At 67.1% G+C, this 25,826-nt stretch carries 18 protein-coding genes and 1 pseudogene; 10 read left to right on the top strand and 9 right to left on the bottom strand.

Going from position 1 to position 25,826, the window contains the following annotated elements:
• Nucleotides 1-131: 131 nt before the first annotated feature.
• From PSK12I2_RS25545 to PSK12I2_RS0113165, 7 genes and pseudogenes are all read left to right on the top strand, one after another.
• Nucleotides 132-1,166 (top strand): annotated as a pseudogene (locus PSK12I2_RS25545) (cache domain-containing protein); the annotation flags it as partial.
• A gap of 93 nt (nt 1,167-1,259) precedes the next feature.
• Nucleotides 1,260-2,024: a methyl-accepting chemotaxis protein gene (locus tag PSK12I2_RS25540; RefSeq protein ID WP_371100587.1), complete on the top strand. Its 765-nt coding sequence runs from the start codon at nt 1,260-1,262 to the stop codon at nt 2,022-2,024.
• A 120-nt stretch (nt 2,025-2,144) separates the two neighbouring features.
• Nucleotides 2,145-4,034 carry a methyl-accepting chemotaxis protein gene (locus tag PSK12I2_RS0113185; RefSeq protein ID WP_027598776.1) on the top strand — a complete coding sequence of 630 codons (1,890 nt, stop codon included), beginning with the start codon at nt 2,145-2,147 and terminating at the stop codon, nt 4,032-4,034.
• 344 nt (nt 4,035-4,378) lie between these two features.
• Nucleotides 4,379-9,241, top strand: coding sequence for a PAS domain S-box protein (locus PSK12I2_RS0113180; protein WP_027598775.1), 4,863 nt, complete (start codon nt 4,379-4,381; stop codon nt 9,239-9,241).
• Nucleotides 9,238-10,179: a diguanylate cyclase domain-containing protein gene (locus tag PSK12I2_RS0113175; protein WP_027598774.1), complete on the top strand. Its 942-nt coding sequence runs from the start codon at nt 9,238-9,240 to the stop codon at nt 10,177-10,179. Before PSK12I2_RS0113180 ends, PSK12I2_RS0113175 begins: the two co-directional genes overlap by 4 nt.
• Nucleotides 10,180-10,488: 309 nt before the next feature.
• Nucleotides 10,489-11,499 (top strand): AI-2E family transporter, encoded by a 1,011-nt coding sequence (locus PSK12I2_RS0113170; protein ID WP_007161081.1) that lies wholly within the window; start codon nt 10,489-10,491, stop codon nt 11,497-11,499.
• Entirely contained in the window at nt 11,499-11,933 is a 435-nt protein-coding gene (locus PSK12I2_RS0113165; RefSeq protein WP_037007716.1) for an NUDIX hydrolase, read from the top strand. Before PSK12I2_RS0113170 ends, PSK12I2_RS0113165 begins: the two co-directional genes overlap by 1 nt.
• Nucleotides 11,934-11,945: 12 nt before the next feature.
• On the opposite strand, the gene PSK12I2_RS0113160 is transcribed toward PSK12I2_RS0113165, so the two are convergent.
• From PSK12I2_RS0113160 to PSK12I2_RS0113140, 5 genes are all read right to left on the bottom strand, one after another.
• Nucleotides 11,946-12,188, bottom strand: coding sequence for a hypothetical protein (locus PSK12I2_RS0113160; RefSeq protein WP_027598773.1), 243 nt, complete (start codon nt 12,186-12,188; stop codon nt 11,946-11,948).
• Between the two features lie 59 nt (nt 12,189-12,247).
• A complete protein-coding gene (locus PSK12I2_RS0113155; RefSeq protein ID WP_027598772.1) occupies nt 12,248-12,964 on the bottom strand; it encodes a carbonic anhydrase in 717 nt (238 codons plus the stop codon).
• A gap of 176 nt (nt 12,965-13,140) precedes the next feature.
• Entirely contained in the window at nt 13,141-14,052 is a 912-nt protein-coding gene (gene pbpG, locus PSK12I2_RS0113150) for a D-alanyl-D-alanine endopeptidase (protein ID WP_037006760.1), read from the bottom strand.
• Between the two features lie 242 nt (nt 14,053-14,294).
• Nucleotides 14,295-15,830: an acetyl-CoA hydrolase/transferase family protein gene (locus tag PSK12I2_RS0113145; RefSeq protein ID WP_027598770.1), complete on the bottom strand. Its 1,536-nt coding sequence runs from the start codon at nt 15,828-15,830 to the stop codon at nt 14,295-14,297.
• 1,039 nt (nt 15,831-16,869) lie between these two features.
• Complete coding sequence (locus PSK12I2_RS0113140; RefSeq protein ID WP_027598769.1) at nt 16,870-18,321, bottom strand: anion permease; 1,452 nt, start codon at nt 18,319-18,321, stop codon at nt 16,870-16,872.
• Nucleotides 18,322-18,622: 301 nt separating this feature from the next.
• Here PSK12I2_RS0113140 and PSK12I2_RS0113135 point away from each other — a divergent pair, with 301 nt between their 5' ends.
• The gene (locus PSK12I2_RS0113135) at nt 18,623-19,147 is read left to right on the top strand and encodes a gamma carbonic anhydrase family protein (protein WP_027598768.1); all 525 of its coding nucleotides are present in this window, start codon (nt 18,623-18,625) and stop codon (nt 19,145-19,147) included.
• A 511-nt stretch (nt 19,148-19,658) separates the two neighbouring features.
• Here PSK12I2_RS0113135 and PSK12I2_RS0113130 read toward each other — a convergent pair.
• The 3 genes from PSK12I2_RS0113130 to PSK12I2_RS0113120 form a co-directional block, all read right to left on the bottom strand.
• Complete coding sequence (locus tag PSK12I2_RS0113130; protein WP_027598767.1) at nt 19,659-20,582, bottom strand: SdiA-regulated domain-containing protein; 924 nt, start codon at nt 20,580-20,582, stop codon at nt 19,659-19,661.
• 70 nt (nt 20,583-20,652) lie between these two features.
• The gene (locus PSK12I2_RS0113125) at nt 20,653-21,558 is read right to left on the bottom strand and encodes an SdiA-regulated domain-containing protein (RefSeq protein ID WP_027598766.1); all 906 of its coding nucleotides are present in this window, start codon (nt 21,556-21,558) and stop codon (nt 20,653-20,655) included.
• Nucleotides 21,559-21,646: 88 nt separating this feature from the next.
• Nucleotides 21,647-22,312, bottom strand: coding sequence for a fumarylacetoacetate hydrolase family protein (locus tag PSK12I2_RS0113120; RefSeq protein WP_027598765.1), 666 nt, complete (start codon nt 22,310-22,312; stop codon nt 21,647-21,649).
• 224 nt (nt 22,313-22,536) lie between these two features.
• On the opposite strand from PSK12I2_RS0113120, the gene serA reads away from it, so the two are divergent.
• Nucleotides 22,537-23,766: a phosphoglycerate dehydrogenase gene (serA, locus tag PSK12I2_RS0113115; RefSeq protein ID WP_027598764.1), complete on the top strand. Its 1,230-nt coding sequence runs from the start codon at nt 22,537-22,539 to the stop codon at nt 23,764-23,766.
• A gap of 250 nt (nt 23,767-24,016) precedes the next feature.
• Here the strand turns inward: serA and rpiA are convergent, their stop codons facing one another.
• Nucleotides 24,017-24,691, bottom strand: a complete 675-nt coding sequence (gene rpiA / locus PSK12I2_RS0113110; protein WP_027598763.1) for a ribose-5-phosphate isomerase RpiA — start codon at nt 24,689-24,691, stop codon at nt 24,017-24,019.
• A 125-nt stretch (nt 24,692-24,816) separates the two neighbouring features.
• On the opposite strand from rpiA, the gene ilvA reads away from it, so the two are divergent.
• The coding region (gene ilvA, locus PSK12I2_RS0113105) for a threonine ammonia-lyase, biosynthetic (RefSeq protein ID WP_027598762.1) at nt 24,817-25,826 on the top strand (1,010 nt) is incomplete at its 3' end.

Here is a 25,826-nt window from a genome sequence, read left to right as displayed (position 1 = left end):
CTAAAAGTCGGATTCATGCGTAATAGTGCGGCCTCGACCGTCCCCGGTCGCTTTGCCCTCTCGATGCCTATCGCAATAAGTATTTGCGAGGAGAGCGGCCGCCCACTTCCCAAGTCTTACGTGTGGTAACCATGAAACGCTCGCTCCAATTCAGCCACAAGATCCTGCTGGCGGCCGCCCTGGTGGTGACCCTGGCCCTGGCCGGCTTCGCCAGCTTCAACGCCTATCTGCAGCGCCAGGCCATCACCCAGAGTCTCGAAGCCTCGCTGGGCGAGATCGGCCGCATCACCGCCGGCAACATCGCCTACTGGCTGGACGCGCGGGTCAAGCTGATCGACAGCCAGGCCCAGGCGCTCAGCCGCGACAGCAGCCCGGCCAACGTGGTGGGCCTGCTGGAAGAGAAGCTCTACACGAGCAACTTCGATTCCACCTACCTGGGAGAGGTCGACGGCACCTTCACCGACCGCCCCCATACCCCCATGGAGGCCGGCTACGATGCCCGCCAGCGCGACTGGTACAAGGCCGCGGTCAGCGCTGGCGGTCCCATCCTCACCGAGCCCTACCTGACCGCGCCGCCGCAGAGCTTTCTGTGCATCACCATCGCCGCGCCGGTCCTGCAGAACGGCAAGCTGATCGGCGTGGTGGCCGGCGACCTGGTGATGGACAGCCTGATGAAGATGATCACCTCGCTGGACGCCGGCGGTCTGGGCGAAGCCTTCCTGGTGGACGGCGACGGCAAGATCCTGGTCAGCAGCCACGCCGACCAGGTGCTGAAATCGCTCAAGGAGGTCTTCCCGGAGCAGACCCCGACCCTGGCCCCGGGCTTCCATCACGTCCTGCAGAACGGCAGCGAGCGGCTGGTGAGCTTTACCCCGGTCGCGGGCCTGCCCTCGGTCAAGTGGTACCTGGCCCTGTCCATCGACCAGGCCAAGGCCTATGCCCCGGTGACCCAGGCGCGCAACCTGGCCATCGTCGCCACCCTGGTGGCGGTGGTCGCCATCATCCTGCTGCTGGGCTTCCTCATCCGCGTCCTGCTGCGCCCGCTGCATGACCTGACCCGCGCCATGGACGACATCGCCGAAGGCGAGGGCGACCTGACCCGCCGCCTGCCGGTGCAGTCCCGCGACGAATTCGGCGCCCTGGCCGAGGCCTTCAACCACTTCGTGGCGCGCATCCATACCTCGATCCGCGACGTGGCCCAGAGCACCGGCGAACTCAACCAGGGCACCCGCCGGGTGCTGGAAGCCTCGCAGTCGTCCATGCAGCAGTCCGACATCCAGGCCCAGCGCACCACCAGCGTGGCCGCGGCGATCAACGAACTGGGCGCCGCCGCCCAGGAGATCGCCCGCAATGCCGCCCATGCCTCCGGCGAGGCCAGCACGGCGCGCGCCCAGGGCGAGGAGGGTCGCGAGGTGCTCGACGAAGCCCTCCACGCCATGCAGGCGTTGTCGAGCAAGATCGGCACCAGTTGCGAACATATCGAAGCGCTCAACGGCAAGACCGCCAACATCGGCCAGATCCTCGAGGTCATCCGCGGCATCTCCGAGCAGACCAACCTGCTGGCGCTCAACGCCGCCATCGAGGCGGCGCGGGCCGGCGAGGCCGGGCGTGGCTTCGCCGTGGTGGCCGACGAGGTGCGTTCCCTGGCCAGCCGCACCCAGAGTTCGGCGCAGCAGATCCAGCAGATGATCGAAGAGCTGCAGACCGGCTCGCGCGACGCTGTGGCGCTGATGCAGGAGAGCCAGCGGCAGAGCGCCCACAGCATGCAGGTGGCCAAGAGCGCCGGCGAGCGGCTGGGCAGCGTGACCGAGCGCATCGGCGAGATCGACGGCCAGAACCAGTCGGTGGCCACCGCGACCGAGGAGCAGACCTCGGTGGTGGAGACCCTGAACATGGACATCAGCGAGATCAACCTGCTGAACCAGCAGGGCGTCGACAACCTCCAGGCCACCCTGGCGGCCTGCACCGCCCTGGAAGCCGAGGCCGGTCGCCTGCAGCGTCTGGTGGGTGGCTTCCGCATCTAGCGCGCGCAGGCGGAAAAGAGGCTGCCGCTCCGCTCAAGTCGTAACGTACATGCCCGATAACGAGTGCGATAGCCATGCCCTGAATCCGGCATGGCTCCCTAGCTACGGATGCAGACCTGTATGAAGCGACACCTGAAATTCAGCCACAAGATCCTGCTGGTCGCGGCGCTGGTGATCACCACCGCGCTGGCCGCTTCCGCCGGTTTCAATGCCTATCTGCAACGCCAGGCCATCGACCAGAGCCTGAGTGCCAACCTCGCGGAAACCGGTCGGGTCACCGCCGGCAACATCGCCTACTGGCTGGACGCGCGGGTCAAGCTCATCGAAGGCGAAGCCCAGACCCTGGCGCGCGATCGTTCGCCCGAAGGCCTGGTCGGTCTGCTGGACCAGAAGATCTACACGGGCACCTTCGATTCCACCTACCTGGGCGAAGTGGACGGCACCTACACCACCCGTCCGCTGCGCAGCCTGCCGGCCGGCTACGACCCGCGCAAGCGGCCCTGGTACGCGGCCGCCACCGCCGCCGGCACCACGGTGCTGACCCCGCCCTATATCTTCGCCTCCTCCGGCCAGCTGGGCGTGACCATCGCCACCCCGCTGCAGCGTGACGGCCAGCTGGCCGGCGTGGTGGCCGGTGACCTCAACCTCTCGGCGCTGGTGGAAATCATCACCTCGCTCAACGTCGGCGGCCTCGGCGAAGCCTTCCTGGTCGACGGCGACGGCAAGGTGCTGGTCAGCAGCCATCCCGAGCAGGTGCTCAAGACCCTCAAGGACGTCTTCCCCGAGCAGACCCCATCCCTGCAGCCCGGGCTGCACGCCGTCACCCAGAATGGCAGCGACCGCCTGGTGAGCTTCACCCCGGTCAATGGCCTGCCCTCGGTCAAGTGGTACCTGGGCCTGTCCATCGACCAGGCCAAGGCCTATGCCCCGGTGACCCAGGCCCGCAACCTGGCCATCGTCGCCACCCTGGTGGCGGTGTTCGCCATCATCCTGCTGCTGGGGCTGCTGATCCGCGTCCTCTTGCGCCCGCTGCATGACCTGACCCGCGCCATGGCCGACATCGCCGAAGGCGAGGGCGACCTGACCCGCCGCCTGCCCGTACAGGCGCAGGACGAATTCGGCGCCCTGGCCGAGGCCTTCAACAAGTTCGTGGCGCGCATCCACACCTCGATCCGTGACGTGGCCCAGACCACTGGCGAGCTGAATCAGAGCACTCGGCGCGTGCTGGAGTCTTCGCAATCGTCCATGCAGCAGTCGGACCTCCAAGCCCAGCGCACCACCAGCGTGGCCGCGGCGATCAACGAACTGGGCGCCGCCGCCCAGGAGATCGCCCGCAATGCCGCCCATGCCTCCGGCGAGGCCAGCACGGCGCGCGCCCAGGGCGAAGAGGGCCGCGAGGTACTCGACGAAGCCCTCCACGCCATGCAGGCACTGTCGAGCAAGATCGGCACCAGTTGCGAGCATATCGAAGCGCTCAACGGCAAGACCGCCAACATCGGCCAGATCCTCGAAGTCATCCGCGGCATCTCCGAGCAGACCAACCTGCTGGCGCTCAACGCCGCCATCGAGGCCGCGCGGGCCGGTGAGGCCGGGCGTGGCTTCGCCGTGGTGGCCGATGAGGTACGTTCCCTGGCCAGCCGTACCCAGAGTTCGGCGCAGCAGATCCAGCAGATGATCGAAGAGCTGCAGACCGGCTCNCGCGACGCCGTGGCNCTGATGCAGGANAGCCAGCGGCAGAGCGCCCACAGCATGCAGGTGGCCAAGAGCGCCGGCGAGCGGCTGGGCAGCGTGACCGAGCGCATCGGCGAGATCGACGGCCAGAACCAGTCCGTCGCGACGGCGACCGAGGAGCAGACCTCGGTGGTGGAGACCCTGAACATGGACATCAGCGAGATCAACCTGCTGAATCAGCAGGGCGTCGACAACCTCCAGGCCACCCTGGCGGCCTGTACCGCCCTGGAAGCCGAGGCCGGTCGCCTGCAGCGCCTGGTGGGTGGCTTCCGCATCTGATTCGCGCGAAAAGTCCGCAAAAAGGGAGAGTCGACGTCAGGTCGGCTCTCCCTTTTTGCTGTCCGGAAGGTCAGGAAGACTTGCGTGAATGCCGATCTTTCCTCGACCACTCGTCAGAAACAGTAAAACTAATTAGCGCGTGAACTTGCTCTGGGCTGCCGCTTTGCACGCATCCGCCGCTGCGCTTCAGCCTGGCGGCCGATCCGCGGTATCAAGAAAGCCTTTTTTCCCGCCGATGGGCTAGCTGTTACCGCCAGGTCTGGTGGAGGCCCCGTTCCGTTCGCGCTTCCCGCTCCTGGCATCGCCTAACCAACGGCGTGGCACCTTTTGCCACCAGGGGCTCCATGTTCAGCAGGCTGTGCAAATCCTCTCGCGTACGCTGGAGTCTCGGCGTCTTTCTGTTCGGCGTCCTGCTGACCAGCCTGACCATGCGCCATCTGACCGAGCGCAACGAGCGACAGGTACAGGCGGCCCTCAACGCGGCGGCGACCGACGTGCGCGAGCAGATCGCCGAGCGACTGCGGGTCTATGAGTACAGCCTGAGCGGCATGCGTGACGTCATCGTGGTGGCCGGCGCGGGGCTGTCGCGGGAACTGCTGCAGCACTATGGTCGTACCCACGACCTGAACCAGGAGTTTCGCGGTGCGCGTGGCATAGGTTTCATCCGCCGGGTTCCCGCCGGCGAGGAGGAGCGCTTCGTCCACGCCGCACGCGCCGATGGCTGGCCGGACTTCGCCATTCGCAGCTTCGCGCCCCACGACGGTGACAGATTTGTCGTCCAGTACGTCGAGCCGGTGGCGCTCAACCAGCGCGCCGTCGGCATGGATGCGGCGTCCGAACCGGTCCGCCGTGAAACGGCGGTGCTGGCCATGCAGCGCGGCAGCATGCACCTGTCCGGGCCAGTGGAGTTGCAGGCCTATCAGCCGCCGGAACGTGGCCTGCTGCTGATGCTGCCGATCTATCGTGACGGCCTGCTACCCAAGGACCCGGCGCAACGCGAGGGCGCCACCCTGGGCTGGTCCTATGTGCCGCTGAGCATCGAGGAGCTGTTCGGCAGCCTGCGCCTGGACATTCCGGGTCTGTTGATCCGCCTGACCGACGTGACCGAGCCTGCCAGGCCCACGCCGTTCTATACCCGCGGCGATACCAGTGAGCCGGCGGCCGAAGGACTTTCGGAGGTGGTCGCTACCCGTGATGTCTATGGGCGGCGCTGGCAGATGGCCTTTACCGCCACCCCGGCCTTCGTCGCCGGTCTCAACTTGGTCTCAATACCTCTGGTGCACCTGGTCGGCAAACTGGTCAGCCTGCTGGCTGCCGGCCTCACCTTCGCCGTGCTGACCACGCGCCAGCGGCGCCGCCAGTATCAGCAGGACCAGGCCAACCTCACTGCGGTGGTGGAAAGCTCCTCCGACGGTATCATCAGCAAGGACCTCAACGGCGTGGTACTGAGCTGGAACCACGCGGCGGAAGAGCTGTTCGGCTATCCGGCCAGCGAAGCCGTGGGCCAGCGCCTGCTCGATCTGGTGGTGCCCACCGAACTGGAACACGAGGAGTGGTGGGTGCTCGAACGCATCGGCCGAGGCGAGCCGGTGCCGCACTTCGAGACCCGTCGCCAGCACCGCGACGGTCACCTGATCGATGTGCTGGTCAGCGTCTCGCCCATGCGTGGCCGTGACGGCCGGGTGGTCGGCGCCTCCAAGACGGTGCGCGACATCTCGCTGCAGAAGGCCGCCCAGGCCGAGATCCTGGCGCTCAACGCCCGCCTGGAAGAGCAGGTGGCCCAACGCACCGCCGAACTCAGCCAGACCAACCGCCTGCTCGGCGACGTGCTGCGCGCGGCCTCCGAGGTGGGCATCATCGCCACCGACCGCGACGGCCTGATCACCCTGTTCAACGAGGGCGCCGAGCGGCTGCTCGGCTATCGCGCCGAGGAGGTGGTGGGACTCTGGCATGCCAGTGACCTCCATCTGCCGGAAGAACTGGCCACCCAGGGTGCGGCCCTGGAAGCCGAGTACGGCCTGCCGGTCGCCGGTTTCCGGGTGCTGGTGGAGCGCTCCGAGCGCACCGGCGCCGACGCCCGCGAGTGGACCTTCGTCCGCCGCGACGGCGAGCACCGCGACGTCAGCCTGGTGGTGACCACCATGCGCGACGCCGGCGGGCGGATCAGCGGCTACCTGGGCATCGCCTCGGACGTCACCGAGCGCAAGGCCGCCGAACAGGAACTGGCGGCCAGCCTGGCCCTGACCCGGGCGATCCTGGACACCGCGGTCAGCCCCATCGTCACCGTGGACAGCCAGGGCCTGGTGCGCTCCTTCAACCCGGCCGGCGAACGCATCTTCGGCTATCGCGCCGCCGAGGTGGTGGGTCAACCGGTCCGCCGGCTGATCCCCGGCTACCTGGCCGGCTACGAAGCGCTGTTCAGCTGCCCGCAGGAGATCCCCGACGACCAGGCCAGCCCGCAGGGCCAGGAGATGGAAGGGCGCCGCGCGGATGGCAGCGTCTTCCCCCTCACCCTGAGCCTGGGGGTGATGTGGACCGACGGCGAGCGCCTGGCAGTGGCCATCATCGCCGACATCACCGAGCAGAGTCGCCAGCGCCAGGCGCTGCTGCAGGCCCGCGACCAGCTGACCATGGCCGCCGACGTCGCCCAGCTGGGCATCTGGTGCTGGCAGCCCGACACCGGCCAGGTGCAGTGCAACGACCGGATGTTCGAACTCTACGAGTGGACCGATGCCCAGCGCGCCGCCGGCATCACCTACAACGACTGGCGCTGCCGCGTGCACCCCGACGACCTGGCCAGCGCCGAAGAGCGCCTGGGCGCCGCCATGGCCGGGCGCGCGGTGTTCGATCCGGTGTTCCGCGTGCGCCGTCAGGACGGCTCGCTGCGCCACATCATCGCCGGCGCCCGCACCGAGCGGGATCCGCGCGGCCGGGTGCTGCGGGTGGTGGGCATCAACCGCGACATCACCGAACAGCTGGAGCTGGAGCACCGGCTGCGCGAGGAGCGCACCCGCGCCGACCTGGCCAGCCAGGCCAAGTCGTCCTTCCTGGCCAACATGAGCCACGAGATCCGTACGCCGATGAATGCCGTGCTGGGCATGCTGCAGCTGCTGCAACGCACCGCCCTGGACGCGCGCCAGGGCGACTACCTGACCAAGGCCCAGCAGGCGGCGCGTTCGCTGCTGGGGCTGCTCAACGACGTGCTCGACTACTCCAAGATCGAAGCCGGCAAGCTGCAGCTGGATGTCCATCCCTTCAGCCTGGAGCAGGTGCTGCGCAACCTGGGCGTGGTGCTTTCCGGCAACAGCGGCGAGAAGAACGTCGAGATCAACTACCACCTGGACGCCGGGCTGCCCACCGCCCTGATCGGCGACAGCCTGCGGCTGCAGCAGATCCTCATCAATCTGGCCGGCAACGCCCTCAAGTTCACCGAAGCGGGACAGGTGCTGGTCAGCGTGCGCCAGCTGTCGCGAGCGGACGGTCAGCTGCGCCTGGATTTCTCGGTGCAGGACACCGGCATCGGTATCAGTCCGGCCCAGCAGGAACAGCTGTTCCAGGGCTTCACCCAGGCCGAGGCGTCGATCAGCCGGCGCTTCGGTGGCACCGGCCTGGGCCTGGCCATCTGCAAGCGCCTGGTGGAGCTGATGGATGGCCAGCTGCAGGTGGAAAGCGAACTGGGCGTGGGCAGCCGCTTCTGGTTCGATGCCGCCCTGGCGGTGGATAGTCAGGGCGAGGCCCAGCTGGCGCCGGTACGCCGACGGGTGCTGCTGGCCGACGACAACACCCTGGTCGGCGAGGTGCTGGTGGAGACCCTGGCGGCCCTCGGCTGGCAGGTGGATCTGGTCACCAGCGGCGCCGCCGCCCTGGCGCGGGTCGCCCAGGCCCAGCAGCAGGCACAGCCCTATGAGGCGGTGCTGATGGACTGGCGCATGCCCGACGGCGATGGCCTGCTGGCGGCCCGGCAGTTGCGCGAGCGGCAGGCCGACAACCGCCCCAAGGTCATCATGCTCACCGGCTTCGGCCGCGACTTCCTTACCGAGGCCCAGCAGAGCGACGACGCACCCTTCGACGACTACCTGACCAAGCCGGTGACCCCGGCGCAGATCGTCGAGGTGGTGGAGCGCGCCCTGGGCGCGGAGATCCCGGCCGGCGTGCACGCCGCCGCGGTGGTCGACGAAAGCCATCGCCTGGCCGGCCTGCGCCTGCTGGTGGTGGAAGACAATGCCCTCAACCGCCAGGTGGCCGCCGAGCTGCTGCTGGCCCAGGGCGCCCAGGTGGAACTGGCCGAGGGCGGCCTGGAAGGCGTCGAGCGGGTGCTCTCCGGCGCGCCGCTGGACGTGGTCATCATGGACATGCAGATGCCCGACATCGACGGCCTGGAGGCGACCCGCCGCATCCGCGCCGATGGGCGCTTCCGCACCCTGCCGATCCTGGCGATGACCGCCAATGCCTCCCACACCGATCGCGACGCCTGCCTGGCCGCCGGCATGGACGACCATATCGGCAAGCCCATCGACCTGGAACTGCTGGTCGCCCGTCTGCGGCGCCTGACCGGCCAGGAGGTGAGCGCCGCGCCCGCTGCCGCCCCGGTCGCCGAGGATCGCCAGGTGGAACCCCTGAGCATCGTACTGCGCCGCTTCGGCGGCGATGCCCGGCTGTTCGGCTCGTTGCTGGAACGCTTCGCCGAGGATTCCGCCGGCCTGCTGGAAAGGCTCGCCCAGGCCTGGCATACCGCCGACAGCGAGGCGGCGGTGGCGGTACTACACTCCCTCAAGGGCAGCGCCGGCACCATGGGTGCCCAGCGCCTGGCCGCGCGCGCCGCCGAGGGCGAACGCGCCGGCAAGGCCGGAGCGGGTGTCCCCACGGAGGTGGCGGTGGAATTGACGACCCTGCGACAACTGCTCGACGAAGCCCTCGGCGAATTGCGCGGCGCCCTGGCCGAGGTCCTGCCACCTCCCGGGCCGGCAATCGCGGAAGCGGACAGCCCAACCGACGGAGACACCCCGTTCGACTGGCGCGCACGCCTGAACGAACTCGAAGAGTTGCTCAGCCAGGGCAATCTCGACGCCCTGGCGCTGATCGCCGAGCTGCCCGTGCACTGCCGCGCCGAAGCCCAGGTGCGCTACGACCTCTTGCGCGCCCAGGTCGAGACCCTCGACTTCGCGGCGGCGCTCACCACCCTGCCTGACCTGAAGGAAGCCCTATGACTCCGCCGACCGCCGAGGCCGCCGGACGGCGCAGCAAACCCAAACTGCTGATCGTCGACGACCAACCGCTGAACATCCGCATCCTCCACGAACTCTTTCGCCAGGATTGCGAGACGCTGATGGCCACCAGCGGCGCCCAGGCCCTGCAACTGGCCCTGACCCAGCAGCCGGACCTGATCCTGCTCGACGTGATGATGCCGCAGCTCGACGGTCACGAGGTCCTGCGCCGGTTGCAGGCCGATCCGGCCACCGCCGCCATCCCGGTGATCTTCGTCACCGGCCAGGAGGGCCCCGACGAAGAGGTGACCGGCCTGGAGCTGGGCGCGGTGGATTTCATCAGCAAGCCGATCAATCCGGTCATCGTCCGTGCCCGGGTGCGCACCCAGCTGACCCTCAAGGCGCAGCGCGACGCCCTGCGCAGCATCGCCCTGGTCGATGGCCTCACCGGCGTCGCCAATCGCCGCCAGTTCGACGAGGCACTGCTGCGTGGCTGGCGCCAGAGTCAGCGCGAAGGCACGCCCTTTTCGCTGATCCTCATGGATATCGATCACTTCAAGGCCTACAACGACCACTATGGCCATCTCGCCGGCGACCAGTGCCTGCGCCAGGTGGCCCAGGCGCTGGGGCAGGGGCTGTTCCGCCCCTACGACCTGCTGGCGCGCTATGGCGGCGAAGAGTTCGGCTGCCTGCTGCCGGGCACCGACCTGGAAGGCGCCACCCAGGTCGCCGAGCGACTGCTGCAGCAGGTGCGCGACCAGCGCCTGACCCATGGCTATTCCTCGGTGACCGGCTACGTCACCCTGAGTCTGGGCGTGGCCACGGCGCTACCGCCCAGCGCCGTCGATCCGGCCGCCCTGATCACCGCCGCCGATGCCCAGCTCTATGCGGCCAAGCACCAGGGCCGCGCCCGGGTCTGCGCGGCGGAACTGGTCGGCTGAGGCGAGGGGTGCCGAAGCACCTGCTCGGGTAATGCCGGGTAACAGAGGTCCGGGCTTTCTTCGTGGTCCAGTGTGGTGTTTCAGAAGTTCGCGCAAGAATTGGCGAGTGATTTTTGTTCGGTTCGGCGCCCCGAGTGGGCGAGGCGCCGGGCCGAGTCATAGCAGGGCTATGGCGAGGAGGGGCAACGACGTCCAAGGACAAAAAGCGCCGGCAAAATTGCGTAGATAACTTTTGAAACACCACACTAGGCTGGGCGGCGAGGCGGCAGACTGTCAGACTGCGGGCAGGGATTCTGCCGCCGGTAATCTATGTACGCCTTCACGCAACGCCAGGCCATCTTGGCCAGCTGGATCATCGTCTTCACCGCGCTCTATCTGGTTCTCCCGCTCAAGCTCCTGCCCAGCCTGCTGGCCGGCCTGCTGGTGTACGAACTGGTCAACACCCTGGCCGGGCGCCTGCAGCGTCATCTGCCCGGCGGCGGCGCGCGCTGGCTCGCCGTGGCCCTGCTCGGCACCCTGGTGGTGAGCCTGCTGACGCTGTTCTTCGTCTGGTTCACCAGCTTCATCATCCAGGAGGTACAGAACCCCGGACGCCTGCTGGACAAGTTCATGGTGCTCACCGAGCGCGCCCGCGCCCAGTTGCCGCCCTCCCTGGACGCCTACCTGCCGGCCAACGCCGACAGCATGAAGCAGGAGCTGGTGGAATGGGTGCGCGCCCATGTGGCGCAACTGCAGCTGTTCGGTCGCGATGCGGCGCGGACCTTCGTCATCGTGCTGATCGGCATGATCCTCGGCGCCATCGTCGCCCTGCAGCCCACCCCCGATCCCGAGCGCCTGAGGCCGCTGTCCGGCGCGCTGCTGGTGCGCCTCGGCCTGGTGGCCCAGGCCTTTCGCAACATCGTCTTCGCCCAGATCAAGATCTCGCTGCTCAACACCACCCTGACCGGCATCTTCCTGCTCGGCGTGCTGCCGCTGTTCGACGTCCACCTGCCGCTGGCCAAGACCCTGGTGATCCTGACCTTCATCCTTGGCCTGCTGCCGGTGATCGGCAACCTGATGTCCAACACCCTGATCTTCATCGCCGGCCTGTCGCTGTCGATCTGGGTCGCGGTGGCGGCGCTGGGCTACCTGATCGCCATCCACAAGCTGGAATACTTCCTCAACGCCCGCATCGTCGGCGGCCAGATCAGCGCCCGCTCCTGGGAATTGCTGGTGGCCATGCTGGTGTTCGAGGCGGCCTTCGGCCTGCCCGGGCTGGTGGCGGCGCCGGTGTACTACGCCTATCTGAAGAGCGAATTGAAGGCGGAAGGGCTGGTGTAATGGGCGGTCAGATCCGCGTCCTGGCGCTCTGCATCCTGCGTCAGGACGACCGCATCCTAGTGCGTGAGACGCAGGATCCGCATGATGGCCAACGCTTTTGTCGGCCCCTGGGCGGTGGCGTAGAGTTCGGCGAAACCAGCCAGGCGGCGGTGCGGCGCGAGATCCGCGAAGAACTGGGCGTCGAGCTGACCGAGGTCAGGCTGCTGGGCACCCTGGAATCGCTGTTCAGCTACGCGGGACGGCCGGGCCACGAGGTGGTGCTGGTCTACGCTGCCGACTTTGTCGATCGGCAGCGTTATGCGCAAACAGAGCTGCCCGGTCAGGAGAGCGATGGTGAGGCCTTCATGGCTACCTGGCGCTCGCTCGATTCCTTCGACGACAGCTGTCGGCTGGTACCCGAAGGCCTGCTGGCGCTGCTCGCCAGGGCTACCTGAAGCCGCGCACCCTCACTGACGATCCAGATTCGACCACATGCGCTGCCAGAAGGCGCCGGCCTCTTCGTTGCTGGCGCGCCAGGTCTGTTCCAGGCGCAGGCGTTCGGGTGCCTCGAGATCCTCCGGGCAGGCCAGGTAGCGATCCGCGGCGGCCTGGGCCTCGGCCTGCAGGCGGCGCCATTCGCGCACGTCATCCAGCCAGCAGCGGCCGGTGACGGTCTCGTAGTACTCGTGGGCGATCGCGTCTTTGCTCATGGGGCGTTCCAGGCAGGGGATACAGCCCTAGACCGCGGCTGACGCCGGGGGTGCCCGCCTCAGACGTCGAAGAAATCCACGTGGCCGTTTTCCAGGGTGTAGTAGGCGCCCACCACCTTGACCTGGCCCTTCTGTTGCGGCGCGAGCAGGGTCGGTTCGGAGGCTGCGCGCAGCCGCCTGACCGTGCGTTGCACGTTGCTGCGCACCGCCGCTTCCAGCAGATCCGGCGGGTTGCCGACCCGGGCGCTGAGCACCGCCGGCAGGATGGGTTCGATCATGGCGCCGATGGCACCGGGATAGAGGGCGTTCTGCTCCACCACGGCCACCGCGGCCTCCACCGCGCCGCACTTCTCGTGGCCCATCACCACGATCAGCGGCACCCCCAGCTGGCTGATGGCGTACTCCACCGAGCCCAGGGCGGTGGTGTCCAGGGTATTGCCGGCGTTGCGCACGATAAACAGCTCGCCCAGGCCGCGACCGAATAGCAGTTCCGGCGAGACCCGCGAATCCGAGCAGGACACCAGCACGCAGAAGGGGGTCTGGCCCTTGGCGATCGCCAGGCGCCGGTCGCGATTGGTTTCCCCGTGCAGCGGCTGGTCGTCCATGAAGCCCTGGTTGCCGTCGATCAGCCGTTGCAGGGCCTGCTCGGCGGTGAGGGTGGTGTGGGCCTTGGTCGGGGCCGCCAGGGCGGGCAGGGCCAGGGGTGCCAGGGCGGCGGCCAGCGGCAGGCAGCAGGCGCACTGGAGGACTTGGCGACGCGACAGGGTGGGCTTCATCGGGACACCTCTTGGCGTGGGGGCGTGCCGGTACTGCGGTCTCCAGCGCTTGAGACAACTATTGTCGCCCGCCGCCGATCCCGCCAGGCGCGGCGCCCGGTATCCGACCCGCGGAAAGGCGCCGGGCAAGAAAAAGCCGCGTCGAGACGCGGCTTCGGGGTGGGCTCAGGCAGGGCTTACTGGCGGGCCAGCACCGTGCTGCGACCGGCCTTGGGCGCGCCCGGCAGAGGGCTCAGCGCGCCGGTTTCCAGCCAGCGGCGGACGCGGGTGGCGTCGGCCATGTGGGTGAACTTGCCAAAGGCGTCCATCACCACGAAGGCCACCGGACGACCGGCCATCACGGTGCGCATCACCAGGCAGTGACCGGCCTTGTCGGTGTAGCCGGTCTTGGTCAGCTGCACGCTCCAGTCGGCGTTGTAGACCAGGTGGTTGGTGTTGCGAAAGCCCAGCACATAGTTGGGATTGTGGAAGGCCTGGGTCTTTTCCGGGGTGGTGCTGAGCTGGCCGAGCAGCGGATAGTGCTCGGTGGCCTTGAGCAGGGTGACCAGGTCACGCGCGGTGGAGACGTTGAGCGGCGACAGGCCGGTGGGCTCGGCGTAGCGGGTGTTTCTCATGCCCAGGGCGCGAGCCTTGGCATTCATGGCGGCGACGAAGGCGCGCTGGCCACCCGGATAGTGGTGGGCGAGGCTGGTGGCAGCGCGGTTTTCCGAGGACATCAGCGCCAGTTGCAGCATGTCGCGGCGGGTCAGCTGGCTGCCCAGGCGCACCCGCGAGAAGATGCCGCGCATGGCCGGATTCTCGCTGATGTCGATGTCGATGGTCTGCTCCAGCGGCAGCCGGGCATCGAGCACCACCATGGCGGTCATCAGCTTGGTCACCGAAGCGATGGGGGCGACCTGGTCGGGATTCTGGGAAAACAGTACCTGGTTGGTCTTGAGGTCGACGACCAGGGCGTGGTTCGAGGCCAGGCGCTGGGCGGTGGCGGCGGCCGCGGCCTTGACCTTCGGTGGGGTCTGGGCCAGGACGGCCGGACTCAGCCCGACCAAGCCAGCCAGCAACAGGCCGGCAAGTTGATGACAGATCTTCACGGTGGCAGCTCTCGAAAAGGGGGCGGGGTTAGAACAACCGCGAACGGCAATGCCCCTTGCAGATCAAGGACATTGCTCAGAGATTTCACGTCTTTTATCACCCGGAATGTCGGCTGGGAATCCGACAAGGCAGCTTTTTACACAGCGCGCTGGCAAAAAGTCACAATTAGTTGCAGATGGGCGACGGACGGCAGGGATGGCGGAGCGAAAGGGCGCCCGAGAGGCCTCGGGCGCCTTGCCTTTCAGTCGTGGGCTTCCTGGGCGGCGGGGCCGAGCATGCTGCCGGTGACCAGGTAGCGCTCGTGCCAGGCCAGCGCCTCGGGCAGCAGGTGCGGGGTGTGCTTGCCGTGGCTGCCGGCCAGGGCGCGCTCGAAGTAATCCGCCAGCGCCGGACGGAAACTCGGGTGCACGCAGTGCTCGAGGATGGCCCGGGCGCGCTGCTTGGGACTGAGCATGCGCAGGTCGGCCAGGCCCTGGTCGGTGACGATCACCGAGACATCGTGCTCGGTGTGGTCGACGTGGCTGACCATGGGCACCAGGGTCGAGATCAGCCCGTTCTTGGCGGTGCTTGGCGCCATGAACACCGACAGATAGGCGTTGCGGGCGAAGTCGCCGGAGCCGCCGATGCCGTTCATCATCCCCGTGCCCATCTGGTGAGTGGAGTTGACGTTGCCATAGAGGTCGGCTTCGAGCATGCCGTTGAGGGCGATGCAACCCAGCCGCCGCACCAGTTCCGGGTGATTGCTGACCCCCTGCTGGCGCAGGATGATGCGCTTGCGCAGCGACTCGGCGTGCTCGACGAAGCGTTCGATGCCCGCCGGGCTCAGGGAGAAGGAGGTGGCCGAGGCCAGCTCCATCTTGCCGCTGATGAGCAGTTCCAGCATGCCGTCCTGGATCACCTCGGTGAAGGCGGTCAGCCCCTCGAACTCGCTCTCGGCCAGGCCCTGCATGAAGGCGTTGGCGATGTTGCCGACCCCCGACTGGATGGGCAGCAGATTGGCCGGGATGCGCCCCTGGCGGACTTCGAAGCGGAGGAAATCCAGCAGGTGCGTGGCGATGGCCTGGGAGGAGGCGTCCGGCGCCTTGAACGGACTGTTGCGGTCGGGGGCGTCGGTCTCCACCACGGCCACCACCTTGTCCAGCGGCACCTCGAGATAGGGCGAGCCGATGCGGTCGCCGGGGTGCGCCAGTGGAATCGGCGTGCGGTGGGGCGGCAGGGCGCCGTCGGTGTAGATGTCGTGCATGCCGTCCAGAGCGTCGGGCTGCCAGCGATTGACCTCGAGGATCACCGCATCGGCCATGTCCAGCCAGGTCTTGTTGTTGCCCACCGAGGAGGAGGGCACCAGCAGCCCGTCTTCGCGAATGGCGGCGATCTCCACCACGGCCACGTCGATCTTGCCGAAGAAGCCATAGCGGACCTTTTCCGCCAGCTGGCCCAGGTGGATGTCCATGTAGTCCAGGCCGCCAGCGTTGATGCGGCTACGGAGCTCCGGATCGGACTGGAAGGGCACCCGCAACTCGATGCCATCGACCCGCGCCAGGGCGCCGTCCAGCTCCGGTGCGGTGGACGCGCCGGTCAGCACCTTGATGCGAAAGGGCTCGCCGGCGCCGTGACTGGCGGTGATGCGCTGGGCCAGGGCACCGGGCACGGCCTTGGGATAACCGGCCCCGGTGAAGCCGCTCATGCCCACGGTCATGCCGTGACGAATGAACTGCGAGGCCTGCTCGGCGCTCTGGCGCTTGGCGGCGAAACCGGGATGGCGAATACGGTGGGACATGACGACCTCTGCGGGTGTTATCGAAAGCACACTAAGAATGTGGATTCTACGCCGAAGGGATGCTTAGGTCCCTAAGCAAAAGGTCGGGTGGAAGGGGAAATTTGGAAAGTGGGGTGGGTTGAGCGATAGCGAGGCCCAACGGATTAGAGTTATGGGTGACCTGGCTGTTTATCGAGTGCTCTGAGGGCTTTTGTTTCGCCCACCCGGGCGAGTTACTTTTTGCATTCGCCAAAAAAGTAACCAAAAACGCTTGTCCCCACGTTTCGGCCCTCCGCTGCGCTCCGGGTCCCCTCGCTCCGGCGCCGTGGCAGGGGCACGGCACGAAGGGGCCTCCTGCCCCTCGCGCCTTGCTCGGCGTCCTGCCTCGCAACCCCCGCCACGACACCGGAACTCGGCCTCACTGACGGGGACGGGGGCGCCAGCCTAGGACTTCAGTGTTCACAAGATCTGTAGCGTGAAAACCACGTCCTTATCGCGGCCATGGGCCGCTCCTACAGAAGTCAGATATCCCGTAGGAGCGGCCCATGGCCGCGATTTCCGGTGTCAGGTCGCAACGGCGTTTTCTACAAGTGAGCTTAGTCGGGACCAGTGGATAAGGCTTTGCCGTTGTCCACGCTACGGACGGTTATGGCTCTTCAACTAAAACTTCAGGCGCGCGAAACCGCCCCGTTCAGAAGGGCGAACGCCGGTGTCGTGGAGTGGGTCGAGCCGCATGGATGCGGCGAGAGGTCCAGTGGGCCAAGGACGGCCCATCTGGAACGACCCCGGAACGGCGCTGGTGTGAGCGGACCCGGAGCGAAGCGTAGGGCCGGATGGTCGGGGCAAGCGATTTTGGTTACTTTTGTCGCGACTGACAAAAGTGACTCGCTCGGGAGAGCGAAACAAGAAGTGCCAGCAAAACTCGGTAAACAGCCAGGGCACCAATGAGTCTTGGTACTGGCTCCGCTTAGTTGGGCTTCGCTATTGCTCAGCCCAACCTACGCCGATCCGCCCGGATCACCACGACCCAGGCGTTGGGCACCGAACGCCCAACTACCCCTCACGCCACCATCATGATCCACGGCACCCCGATCCCCAGCAGCACCAGCAGGAACAGCGCCCCGAAGATCGTCCCCAGCCGCCAGTAGTCGGCGCTGGGCAGGTAGCCGCTGCCGTAGTACACGGGACTCGGTCCGGTGCCGTAGGGGGTGATGATGCCCATCAGCCCCAGGGAGGTACCCAGCAGCAGGGCGAACACCGGCAGGTCGATGCCGGGAATGCCCATGCCGGCGGCCAGCATCACCGGCAGCAGCGCGGTGGTGTGGGCGGTGGAGCTGGCGAACAGGTAGTGGGCGAGATAGAAGACCGCTACCAGCACCACCATGGCGGTGCCGGCATGGAAGCCGCCCAGATGGCCGGCGACCCACTGCCCGAACCAGGCGACGAAGCCGACCCGGGTCAGGCCGTCGGCCAGGGCCACCAGGGTGGCGAACCAAGCGAAGGTGTTCCAGGCGGCCTTGTTGCCCAGGGCGTCGTTCCAGGTGATGACCTTGAGCAACAACATCAGCACGATCACCAGGATGCCCACCAGCGCCGGATCGGCCCAGGCGGCACCGAAGATCCACAGCGCCAGGGCACCGATCACCAGGGCCAGCAGCAGCTTTTCGTCGCGCGTCAGCGGGCCGAGTGCGGCCAGTTCCTTGGCCGCCCACAGCGGCACCTGGTCGTTGCGCTTGATCTCCGGCGGATACAGCCAGTAGGCCAGCAGCGGCAGTAGGGCCAGCAGGAGGATGCCCATGGGCGCGGCGGCGATGAACCACTGGCCCCAGCTGATGTGCACCTGGGCGGTCTTCTCGATCAGGGCGGCGGCCAGCAGGTTGGGCGCCAGGGCGGTGAGGAAGAGGGTGCTGGTGACGCAGGTGGAGGAGATCGCCACCCACATCAGGTAGGAGCCGATGCGCCGCGCGCTGGGGTCGTTGGGCTTGGAATCGTAGAGCAGCGGCAGGTTGCGGATCACCGGGTAGACGGTGCCGCCGCTGCGTGCGGTGTTGGACGGGGTGAAGGGCGCCAGGGCCAGGTCCGCCAGCATCACCGCATAGCCCAGGGTCAGGGTCCGCCGACCCATGGCCTTGACCAGCAGCAGGGCGATGCGCCGCCCGAGTCCGGTCTTCTCGTAGCCCAGGGCGAACATGAAGGCACTGAAGATCAGCCAGACGGTGTTGTTGGAAAAGCCCGCCAGGCCCCATTTCAGCGCCTCCTGGGGCGCCCGGAAGCCGGGGGTGGCCAGTTGCGCCGGACTGAACAGCACCCAGGGCGCCAGCAGGGCCGCCAGGGCCACGCCGATCAGGCCGATCACCGCGCCGGGCAGGGGCTCGAGGATCAGCCCCACCACCACGCCGGCGAACAGGGCGAAGTACAGCCAGGCATGAACGGGCAGGCCGTCGGGAGCCGGCAGCAGCGCCAGCAGTCCGGTGACGGCGAGGGGCAGCAGGAATTTCCAGGTGGTACGCATCGGGCGCTCGCAGATTCCGGTGGTCTCGGGAAACCGGCCTGGGCCGGGACGGCTGACGCTGCGGTTACAAGGACGGTGCGGTCAGCGGCCGCCAGCTTTGCAAAGGCCGAGGGCCTTTCCCAGCGTTCTGGCCGTGGTCATTCGTCGCAGTCGGGCGGGCTTAGGTTCCCCTGGCATTCTTTCGCTATCGAGAATGATTTGCAACAAAGCCGGGGCTCCTGTCGGCGTCGATTGCGCCCAGGCCCCGCGCTGGCGAACAATCGGGCGTTCCGCCAACGACAACAATACGAGGAGCGACACCATGAAATACCGCCTGGGAGAACAGCGGGTCGAGGCCCATCCACAGAGCTGGGTCGCGCCCACCGCCGCGGTGATCGGCAAAGTACGCCTGGATGAGGGCGCCAGCGTCTGGTTCGGCGCGGTGCTGCGTGGCGACAACGAGCTGATCCATATCGGTCCGGACAGCAATGTCCAGGACGGCGCCGTGCTGCACACCGATCCCGGCTCGCCGCTGACCCTGGGGCGCGGCGTCACCGTTGGCCACCAGGCCATGCTGCATGGCTGCGAGATCGGCGACGGCAGCCTGATCGGCATCCACGCCGTGGTGCTCAACGGCGCGCGTATCGGGCGCAACTGCCTGGTGGGCGCCAATGCCCTGGTTACCGAGAACGCGGTGATCCCCGACGGCTCCCTGGTGCTCGGCTCGCCGGCCAAGGTGGTCCGCGCCCTCAGCGAAGCCCAGCAGGCGCAGCTGGCAGCCAATGCCCAGGTCTATGTGGCCAATGCGCGGCGCTATCTGGAAGAGTTGTTCGAGCAGGGGGAGTAGAAGGGGCTCGGGAGCCGCACTCCGCGCTGGATGACCCTCTCTCCCCTTGGGAGAGGGCCGGGGTGAGGGTTGAGCCGCTCCCGCCTGTTGGGCTTCGCTGCGCTCAACACCGGCTGCGTAGCGTGGAAAACGGCGCAGCCTTTTCCACAGGGAGATCAGGTGCCAGGCGCGCCCTCACCCCAACCCTCTCCCAGTGGGAGAGGGGGCTGTTCGAGCAGGCGTTCGTTTTTTGCGCCAAGGGCGGATTCGCTCCATTGTCGCCACGCCATCCACTAGCGCGGAACCACCGCCTCTCCCTCAGGGGAGAGGGTCGGGGTGAGGGCGTTCGTTTTTGGCGCCAAAGGTAGATTCGCTCCATTGTCGCCAGGCCATCCGCTAGCGCGGAACCACTCCTCTCCAGGTGAGGGAAGGCCAGGAACTGATCGCGGCCATGGGCCGCTCCTACGGATCAGGAAACACCTGTAGGAGCGGTCGTTACGGCGCACCGGCATGGCCGCGATGAGCCTCTACCTCACGGCTTCTCGAACCGATAGAACAGATTCGGCTCGCTGACCACATACAGCCGGCCCTGGTCGTCCATGGCCACGCCTTCGGCCTGGGGCACGCTGCGATTCAGGCCGTGTTGGCCGCGCAGCAGTGACAGCGAGCTGATCGGCTTGCCGTCGTCGTCCAGTTCCAGCACCAGCCGCGACTGATCCGAGAGCGCCAGCAGGTGGCCGGTGCCGGGGTCGAATTGCAGGCTGGAGAGATCGCGCACGAACAGGCGGCGATCGCGTTGCGGATCCGTGCGCAGCGACAGCGCCTGCAGACCTTCGAAGGCTTCGCTGCCGAGACCTTCGATCTCGTAGATGCGCACCGGATCGCTTTCCTTGGCGACGAAGAAGCGCTCGCGCGCCGCGTCGTAGGCCAGGCCTTCGTTGCCGCGGTTGTCGCTTTGCACGTCGCTGAGGCTGAAGGGGTGGCTGACCTGGCGATCATCGATGTCCACCACCCGGGTGTCGGCGCCAATCCGTACCCGCACCAGGCGCTGGCGGCGTTCTTCGCTGATCATGTAGACGCCCGGGGCTATGTATTCGATGGCCTCCGGATCGCTGAAGCCCCTGAGCTCCACCTGGCGCAGCAGGCGGCCGTCCAGGTCCAGTTCGAGAAAGCGTGCCGGCTTGTTGGTGACGCTGACCAGGGTGCGGCGGTCGGGGTCGAAGCTCAGCGCCGAGACGTCGGTGATGCCGTCGCCGATGGTCCTGGCCTCGACGGTGACCCGGTAGCCCGGCAGCCACAGCGAGCGGGCCTGGCGGCTTTCGGCCTGGAGCTGGCTCTGGACGTTGAACCAGAGCCGCTCGAACAGCCGGTGCTGCTGGGCCACCAGGGTCAGGGCCAGCAGCAGGGCCCCGCCCAGCAGGGCACCCAGGGTGCGAGGGGAAAACAGCGGAAACATCGACAGGGTCCTGAGGCGGTAATGCCGCGCAGCCTAAGGGCGCGACCCTGAATTCAAGCTGAATAGGCGCTCATTGCGCCGCGCCGGACACCTTGTGAAACACGTGGAAGAGATTGGGTTCACCAATCATGTAGAGATTGCCGGCTTCGTCTAGGGCCACGCCTTCCGGTTGCTCCATGGTCGCCTTGAGACCGTGCAGGCCGCTTCTGAGGCTGATGAAGCTGACCGGCTGGCCGTCCGCGGTCAGCTCCACCAGGGTGTGGGACTGGTCGGACAGTGCCAGCAGGTGACCGGTGCGCGGATCGACCGCCACTGCGGAATAGTCGATTACCAGCTGCTTGAGCGCAAAGGGCTGCAGGTTGCCGGAGACGCCGCGGCCGTCGCTGGCCAGGGTGAAGAGAGCGGCCGGATCGCGTTCCTTGCTGAGGATCAGCCGCTGGTGCCGCGGATCCCAGGCGATGCCTTCGAAGCCCTTGTTGCCGGCGTCGGGAAAGCCCAGGTCGTGGTGTTCGAAGGTGTTGGCGTCCAGTTCGCGGGCGTCGTCGGCCAGCTGGAACAGCGATAGCCGCCGCTGGCGCTCGTCGACGATGGCCAGACGCCCGTCTTCCAGAGCGGTCACCCCTTCGAGGTTGGAGACGTTGCGGATCGGGATGCGTCTGAGGATGTCGCCGGTCAGGCTCAGTTGCACCAGATAGGGGGTGCTGCCGGTGACGGCGAAGAGGGTGCGGGTACGGGGATCGTAGGTGAGGTCGGAGGTCTCGGCCTCGGCCAGACCCGGCAGCGGCTTGCCCTGGATCACCGCCTGGTAGTCCGGCAGCCAGACCGCCTGGGCGCGCACTTCCGGCGGCGTGCGGTATTCCTGCCACCAGAGCAGCGCCCGGTCGTTCCAGTGCCAGACGAAGGTGAGGACGATCAGCACCAGCAAAACGAAGGCGGGGAGGAGGCGCGACAGGATGAGGCGGGGAAGTCTGGACATGCGGGCTCGGACGGCTTCTTGTTAGAGCGTCGCGGCCGTGCCGACACACCGTCGCCAGGCACCGGCCAGGCGACGGTGGGTGGCGGGGTTATAGCACGCGCGTTTCGAAGCGGCTAACGTCCGGCAGCTCCAGTACCAGGTCATCGCCCACGTTGAGAGGTCCGACACCTACCGGCGTGCCGGTGAGGATGACGTCGCCCGGTTGCAGGGAGAAATGTCCGGCGATGGTCTGGATCAGCGGCAGGATGGGGTTGAGCATGTCGCGACTGTTGCCGTCCTGGCGCACTTCGCCGTTGATGGTCAGGCGCACCGGGATGTCGGCCAGGTCCTCGAAGGCATCGCCCGGCACGAAGGGCGCGAGCACGCAGGCGCCGTCGAAGCTCTTGGCGATCTCCCAGGGATAGCCCTTTTCCTTGAGGCGGCTCTGCACGTCCCTGAGGGTCAGGTCCAGGGAGGGAGCGAAGCCGGAGATGGCATCGCGCACTTCCTCGGCCGACGGCTTCTTCGACAGCGGCTTGCCGATCAGCACGGCGATCTCGGCCTCGTAGTGCACCGAACCCTGATCGGTGGGAATGGCGAAACCCTCGGCCACCGGCACCACGCAGCTGGCCGGCTTGATGAACAGCAGGGGCTCGGTGGGAACCGGGTTGTTCAGCTCCTTGGCGTGCTCGGCGTAGTTGCGGCCGATGCAGACGACCTTGCCCAGGGGGAAGTGGATCTTGGTGCCATCGAGGTACTGGTGCTGGTAGGCCATCTTGTGCTCCTGGTGAGTGGCGTCTGCTGGCGATCTTAACCAAAAGCGGAGGCCGCGGCGCGGTCCTGGTCGCAAGGCGCTCATGGTCGCCCTGAGAAAGCTTCAGGTCGCAACCGGACCTGCATCCGGTGGCTCATGCTAAGATAGCGACCCCTTTGCCGCTGGCTGACCTGGCCTGCGCCGCGCCGGCATCCTTCTCCCTGGACACTCTGGATTCAACGCAGATGAGCAAGACTTCCCTCGACAAGAGCAAGATCCGCTTCCTTCTCCTGGAAGGCGTCCACCAGTCCGCCGTGGATATCCTCAAGTCCGCGGGTTACAGCAACATCGAGTACGTCACCAGCTCTCTGCCGGATGCCCAGCTCAAGGAAAAGATCGCCGACGCCCACTTCATCGGCATCCGCTCGCGCACCCAGCTCACCGAAGAGGTGTTCGACTGCGCCAAGAAGCTGGTCGCCGTCGGCTGCTTCTGCATCGGCACCAACCAGGTCGACCTGCAGGCCGCCCGCGAGCGCGGCATCGCCGTGTTCAACGCCCCCTATTCCAACACCCGTTCGGTGGCCGAGCTGGTGCTGGCCGAGGCCATCCTGCTGCTGCGCGGCATCCCGGCCAAGAACGCCTCCTGCCATCGCGGCGGCTGGATCAAGAGCGCGGCCAACTCCTTCGAGATCCGCGGCAAGAAGCTGGGCATCATCGGCTACGGGTCCATCGGCACCCAGCTGTCGGTCCTGGCCGAGGGCCTGGGCATGCAGGTGTTCTTCTATGACGTCATCACCAAACTGCCCCTGGGCAACGCCCAGCAGGTCGGCTCCCTGACCGAACTGCTCGGCATGAGCGACATCGTCACCCTGCACGTACCGGAAACCCCCGCCACCCAGCTGATGATCGGCGAGCGCGAGATCCGCGCGATCAAGAAGGGCGGCATTCTGATCAACGCCGCCCGCGGCACCGTGGTCGACCTCGACGCCCTGGCCGCCGCCATCAAGGACGAGCACCTGATCGGCGCCGCCATCGACGTCTTCCCGGTGGAGCCGCGCTCCAACAACGACGAATTCGTCTCGCCGCTGCGTGGCCTGGACAATGTCATCCTGACCCCGCACATCGGTGGCTCCACCGCCGAGGCCCAGGCCAACATCGGCCTGGAAGTGGCCGAGAAGCTGGTCAAGTACAGCGACAACGGCACCTCGGTGTCCTCGGTCAACTTCCCCGAAGTGGCCCTGCCGTCGCACCCGGGCAAGCACCGCCTGCTGCACATCCACCAGAACGTGCCGGGCGTGCTGTCGGAGATCAACCGCGTCTTCTCCGAGAGCGGCATCAACATCTCCGGTCAGTACCTGCAGACCGACGAGAAGGTCGGCTACGTGGTGATCGACGTCGACGCCGAGTACTCCGACCTGGCCCAGGAAAAGCTGCAGAACGTCAAGGGCACCATCCGCTGCCGCGTGCTGTTCTAAGCCGTCAGGCGGCATGAAAAAGCCCCGGTCGGGTTCGCCTGACCGGGGCTTTTTTTGTGAGGTGGTGCTTTTAATCGCGGCCATGGGCCGCTCCTACAAAAATATCGCCCCCTGTAGGAGCGGCCGCATCGGCGGACCGCCATGGCCGCGATAAACGCCGTAGCGTGGATAACGGCGCAGCCTTATCCACTGGCCGTGCATGAGCTCACCTGTGGAAAACGCTGGCGCGGTTTTCCACGCTACGGGTGGCTCAGCTGCGCTCCAGCCGCTCCACGCCCTGGGCGGTGCCCAAGAGCAGCACGTCCGCCGGGCGGGCGGCGAAGAGGCCGTTGGCGACCACGCCGACGATGTTGTTGATCCTGGCTTCCAGGCCCACCGGATCGACGATGTGCATGTTGTGCACGTCGAGGATGACGTTGCCGTTGTCGGTCACCACGCCGTCGCGGTACTCGGGGTCGCCGCCCAGTTTCACCAGCTCGCGGGCCACGTGGCTGCGGGCCATGGGGATGACTTCCACCGGCAGCGGGAATTCGCCGAGGACGTCGACGCGCTTGCTGGCGTCGGCGATGCAGATGAACTTGCGTGCTACGGCGGCGACGATCTTCTCGCGGGTCAGGGCCGCGCCGCCGCCCTTGATCAGATTGAGGTGGCCGTCGGCTTCGTCGGCGCCGTCCACATAGAATTCAAGGTCGCTGACACCGTTGAGGTCATAGACGGTGATGCCATGGCTTTTCAACCGGTCGGCGGTGGCCTGGGAACTGGCCACGGCGCCATCGAACTCCAGCTTGTGCTTGGCCAGCAGGTCGATGAAGAAGTTGGCGGTCGAGCCGGTGCCCACGCCGACCACGCTGTCGCGGGAGAGCTGGGGAAGGATGAGGTCGACCGCGGCCTGGGCGACGGCCTGCTTGAGCTGGTCCTGATTCATGGGGGTATCCGCGAAAACGGGTGGAGGGTCGCCGATTATAGCCGCTCGGACGGCCTGGCTAACCCACCCGGAGGTGCCCGTAGTAGACTTTTCGCCCCCGCCGCACCCACCGGATCGCTCCGCCGATGCTCGAACACTATGTGAAGAAGACCCTGCTCGCCCCCGTCTACGACGTGGCCATCGAAACGCCCCTGCAACCGGCGCGGGCGCTGTCCGAGCGGCTGGGCTGCCAGGTGCTGCTCAAGCGCGAAGACCTGCAGCCGGTGTTCTCCTTCAAGATCCGTGGTGCCTACACCAAGCTGGCCAGCCTTTCGGCCAGCGAAAAGGCCCGTGGCGTCATCACCGCCAGCGCCGGCAACCACGCCCAGGGCCTGTCCCTGGCGGCCCGCGAACTGGGGGTGCGGGCGATCATCGTGATGCCGCGCACCACGCCGGAGCTCAAGGTCATCGGCGTGCAATCGCGTGGCGGCGAGGTGGTGCTGCACGGCGACGCCTTCCCCGAGGCCCTGGCCGAGGCGCTGCGCCTAGTCGATGAGCAGGGCTACACCTTCGTCCCGCCCTATGACGATCCTGACGTCATCGCCGGCCAGGGCACCGTGGCCATGGAAATCCTGCGCCAGCATCCGGGGCGGCTGGATGCCATCTTCGTCCCCGTGGGCGGTGGTGGCCTGATCGCCGGTGTCGCCGCCTATGTGAAATACCTGCGCCCCGAGATCAGGATCATCGGTGTCGAACCGGACGATTCCAACTGCCTGCAGCAGGCCATGGCCGCCGGTGAGCGGGTGGTGCTGCCGCGGGTGGGGCTGTTCGCCGACGGCGTGGCCGTGGCCCAGATCGGCCACCACACCTTCGAGATCTGCCGCCGTTATGTCGACGAGGTCATCACCGTCAGCTCGGATGAGATCTGCGCGGCGATCAAGGACATCTACGACGATACCCGCTCCATCACCGAGCCCTCGGGCGCCCTGGGCGTGGCGGGGATCAAGAAATACGCCGAGCGGGAAGGTTCGAGCGGCCAGGTGCTGGTGGCCATCGACTCCGGCGCCAACATCAATTTCGATCGGCTGAGACACGTGGCCGAGCGCGCCGAACTGGGCGAGCAGCGCGAAGCCATCATCGCCGTGACCATCCCCGA

It is taken from the genome of Pseudomonas sp. MOIL14HWK12:I2 (genome assembly GCF_000510745.1).
Taxonomy (GTDB): Bacteria; Pseudomonadota; Gammaproteobacteria; order Pseudomonadales; family Pseudomonadaceae; genus Chryseomonas; species Chryseomonas oryzihabitans.
Note: the sequence above shows the minus strand (reverse complement) of the source record. Positions and strands in the feature narration are given on the sequence as shown.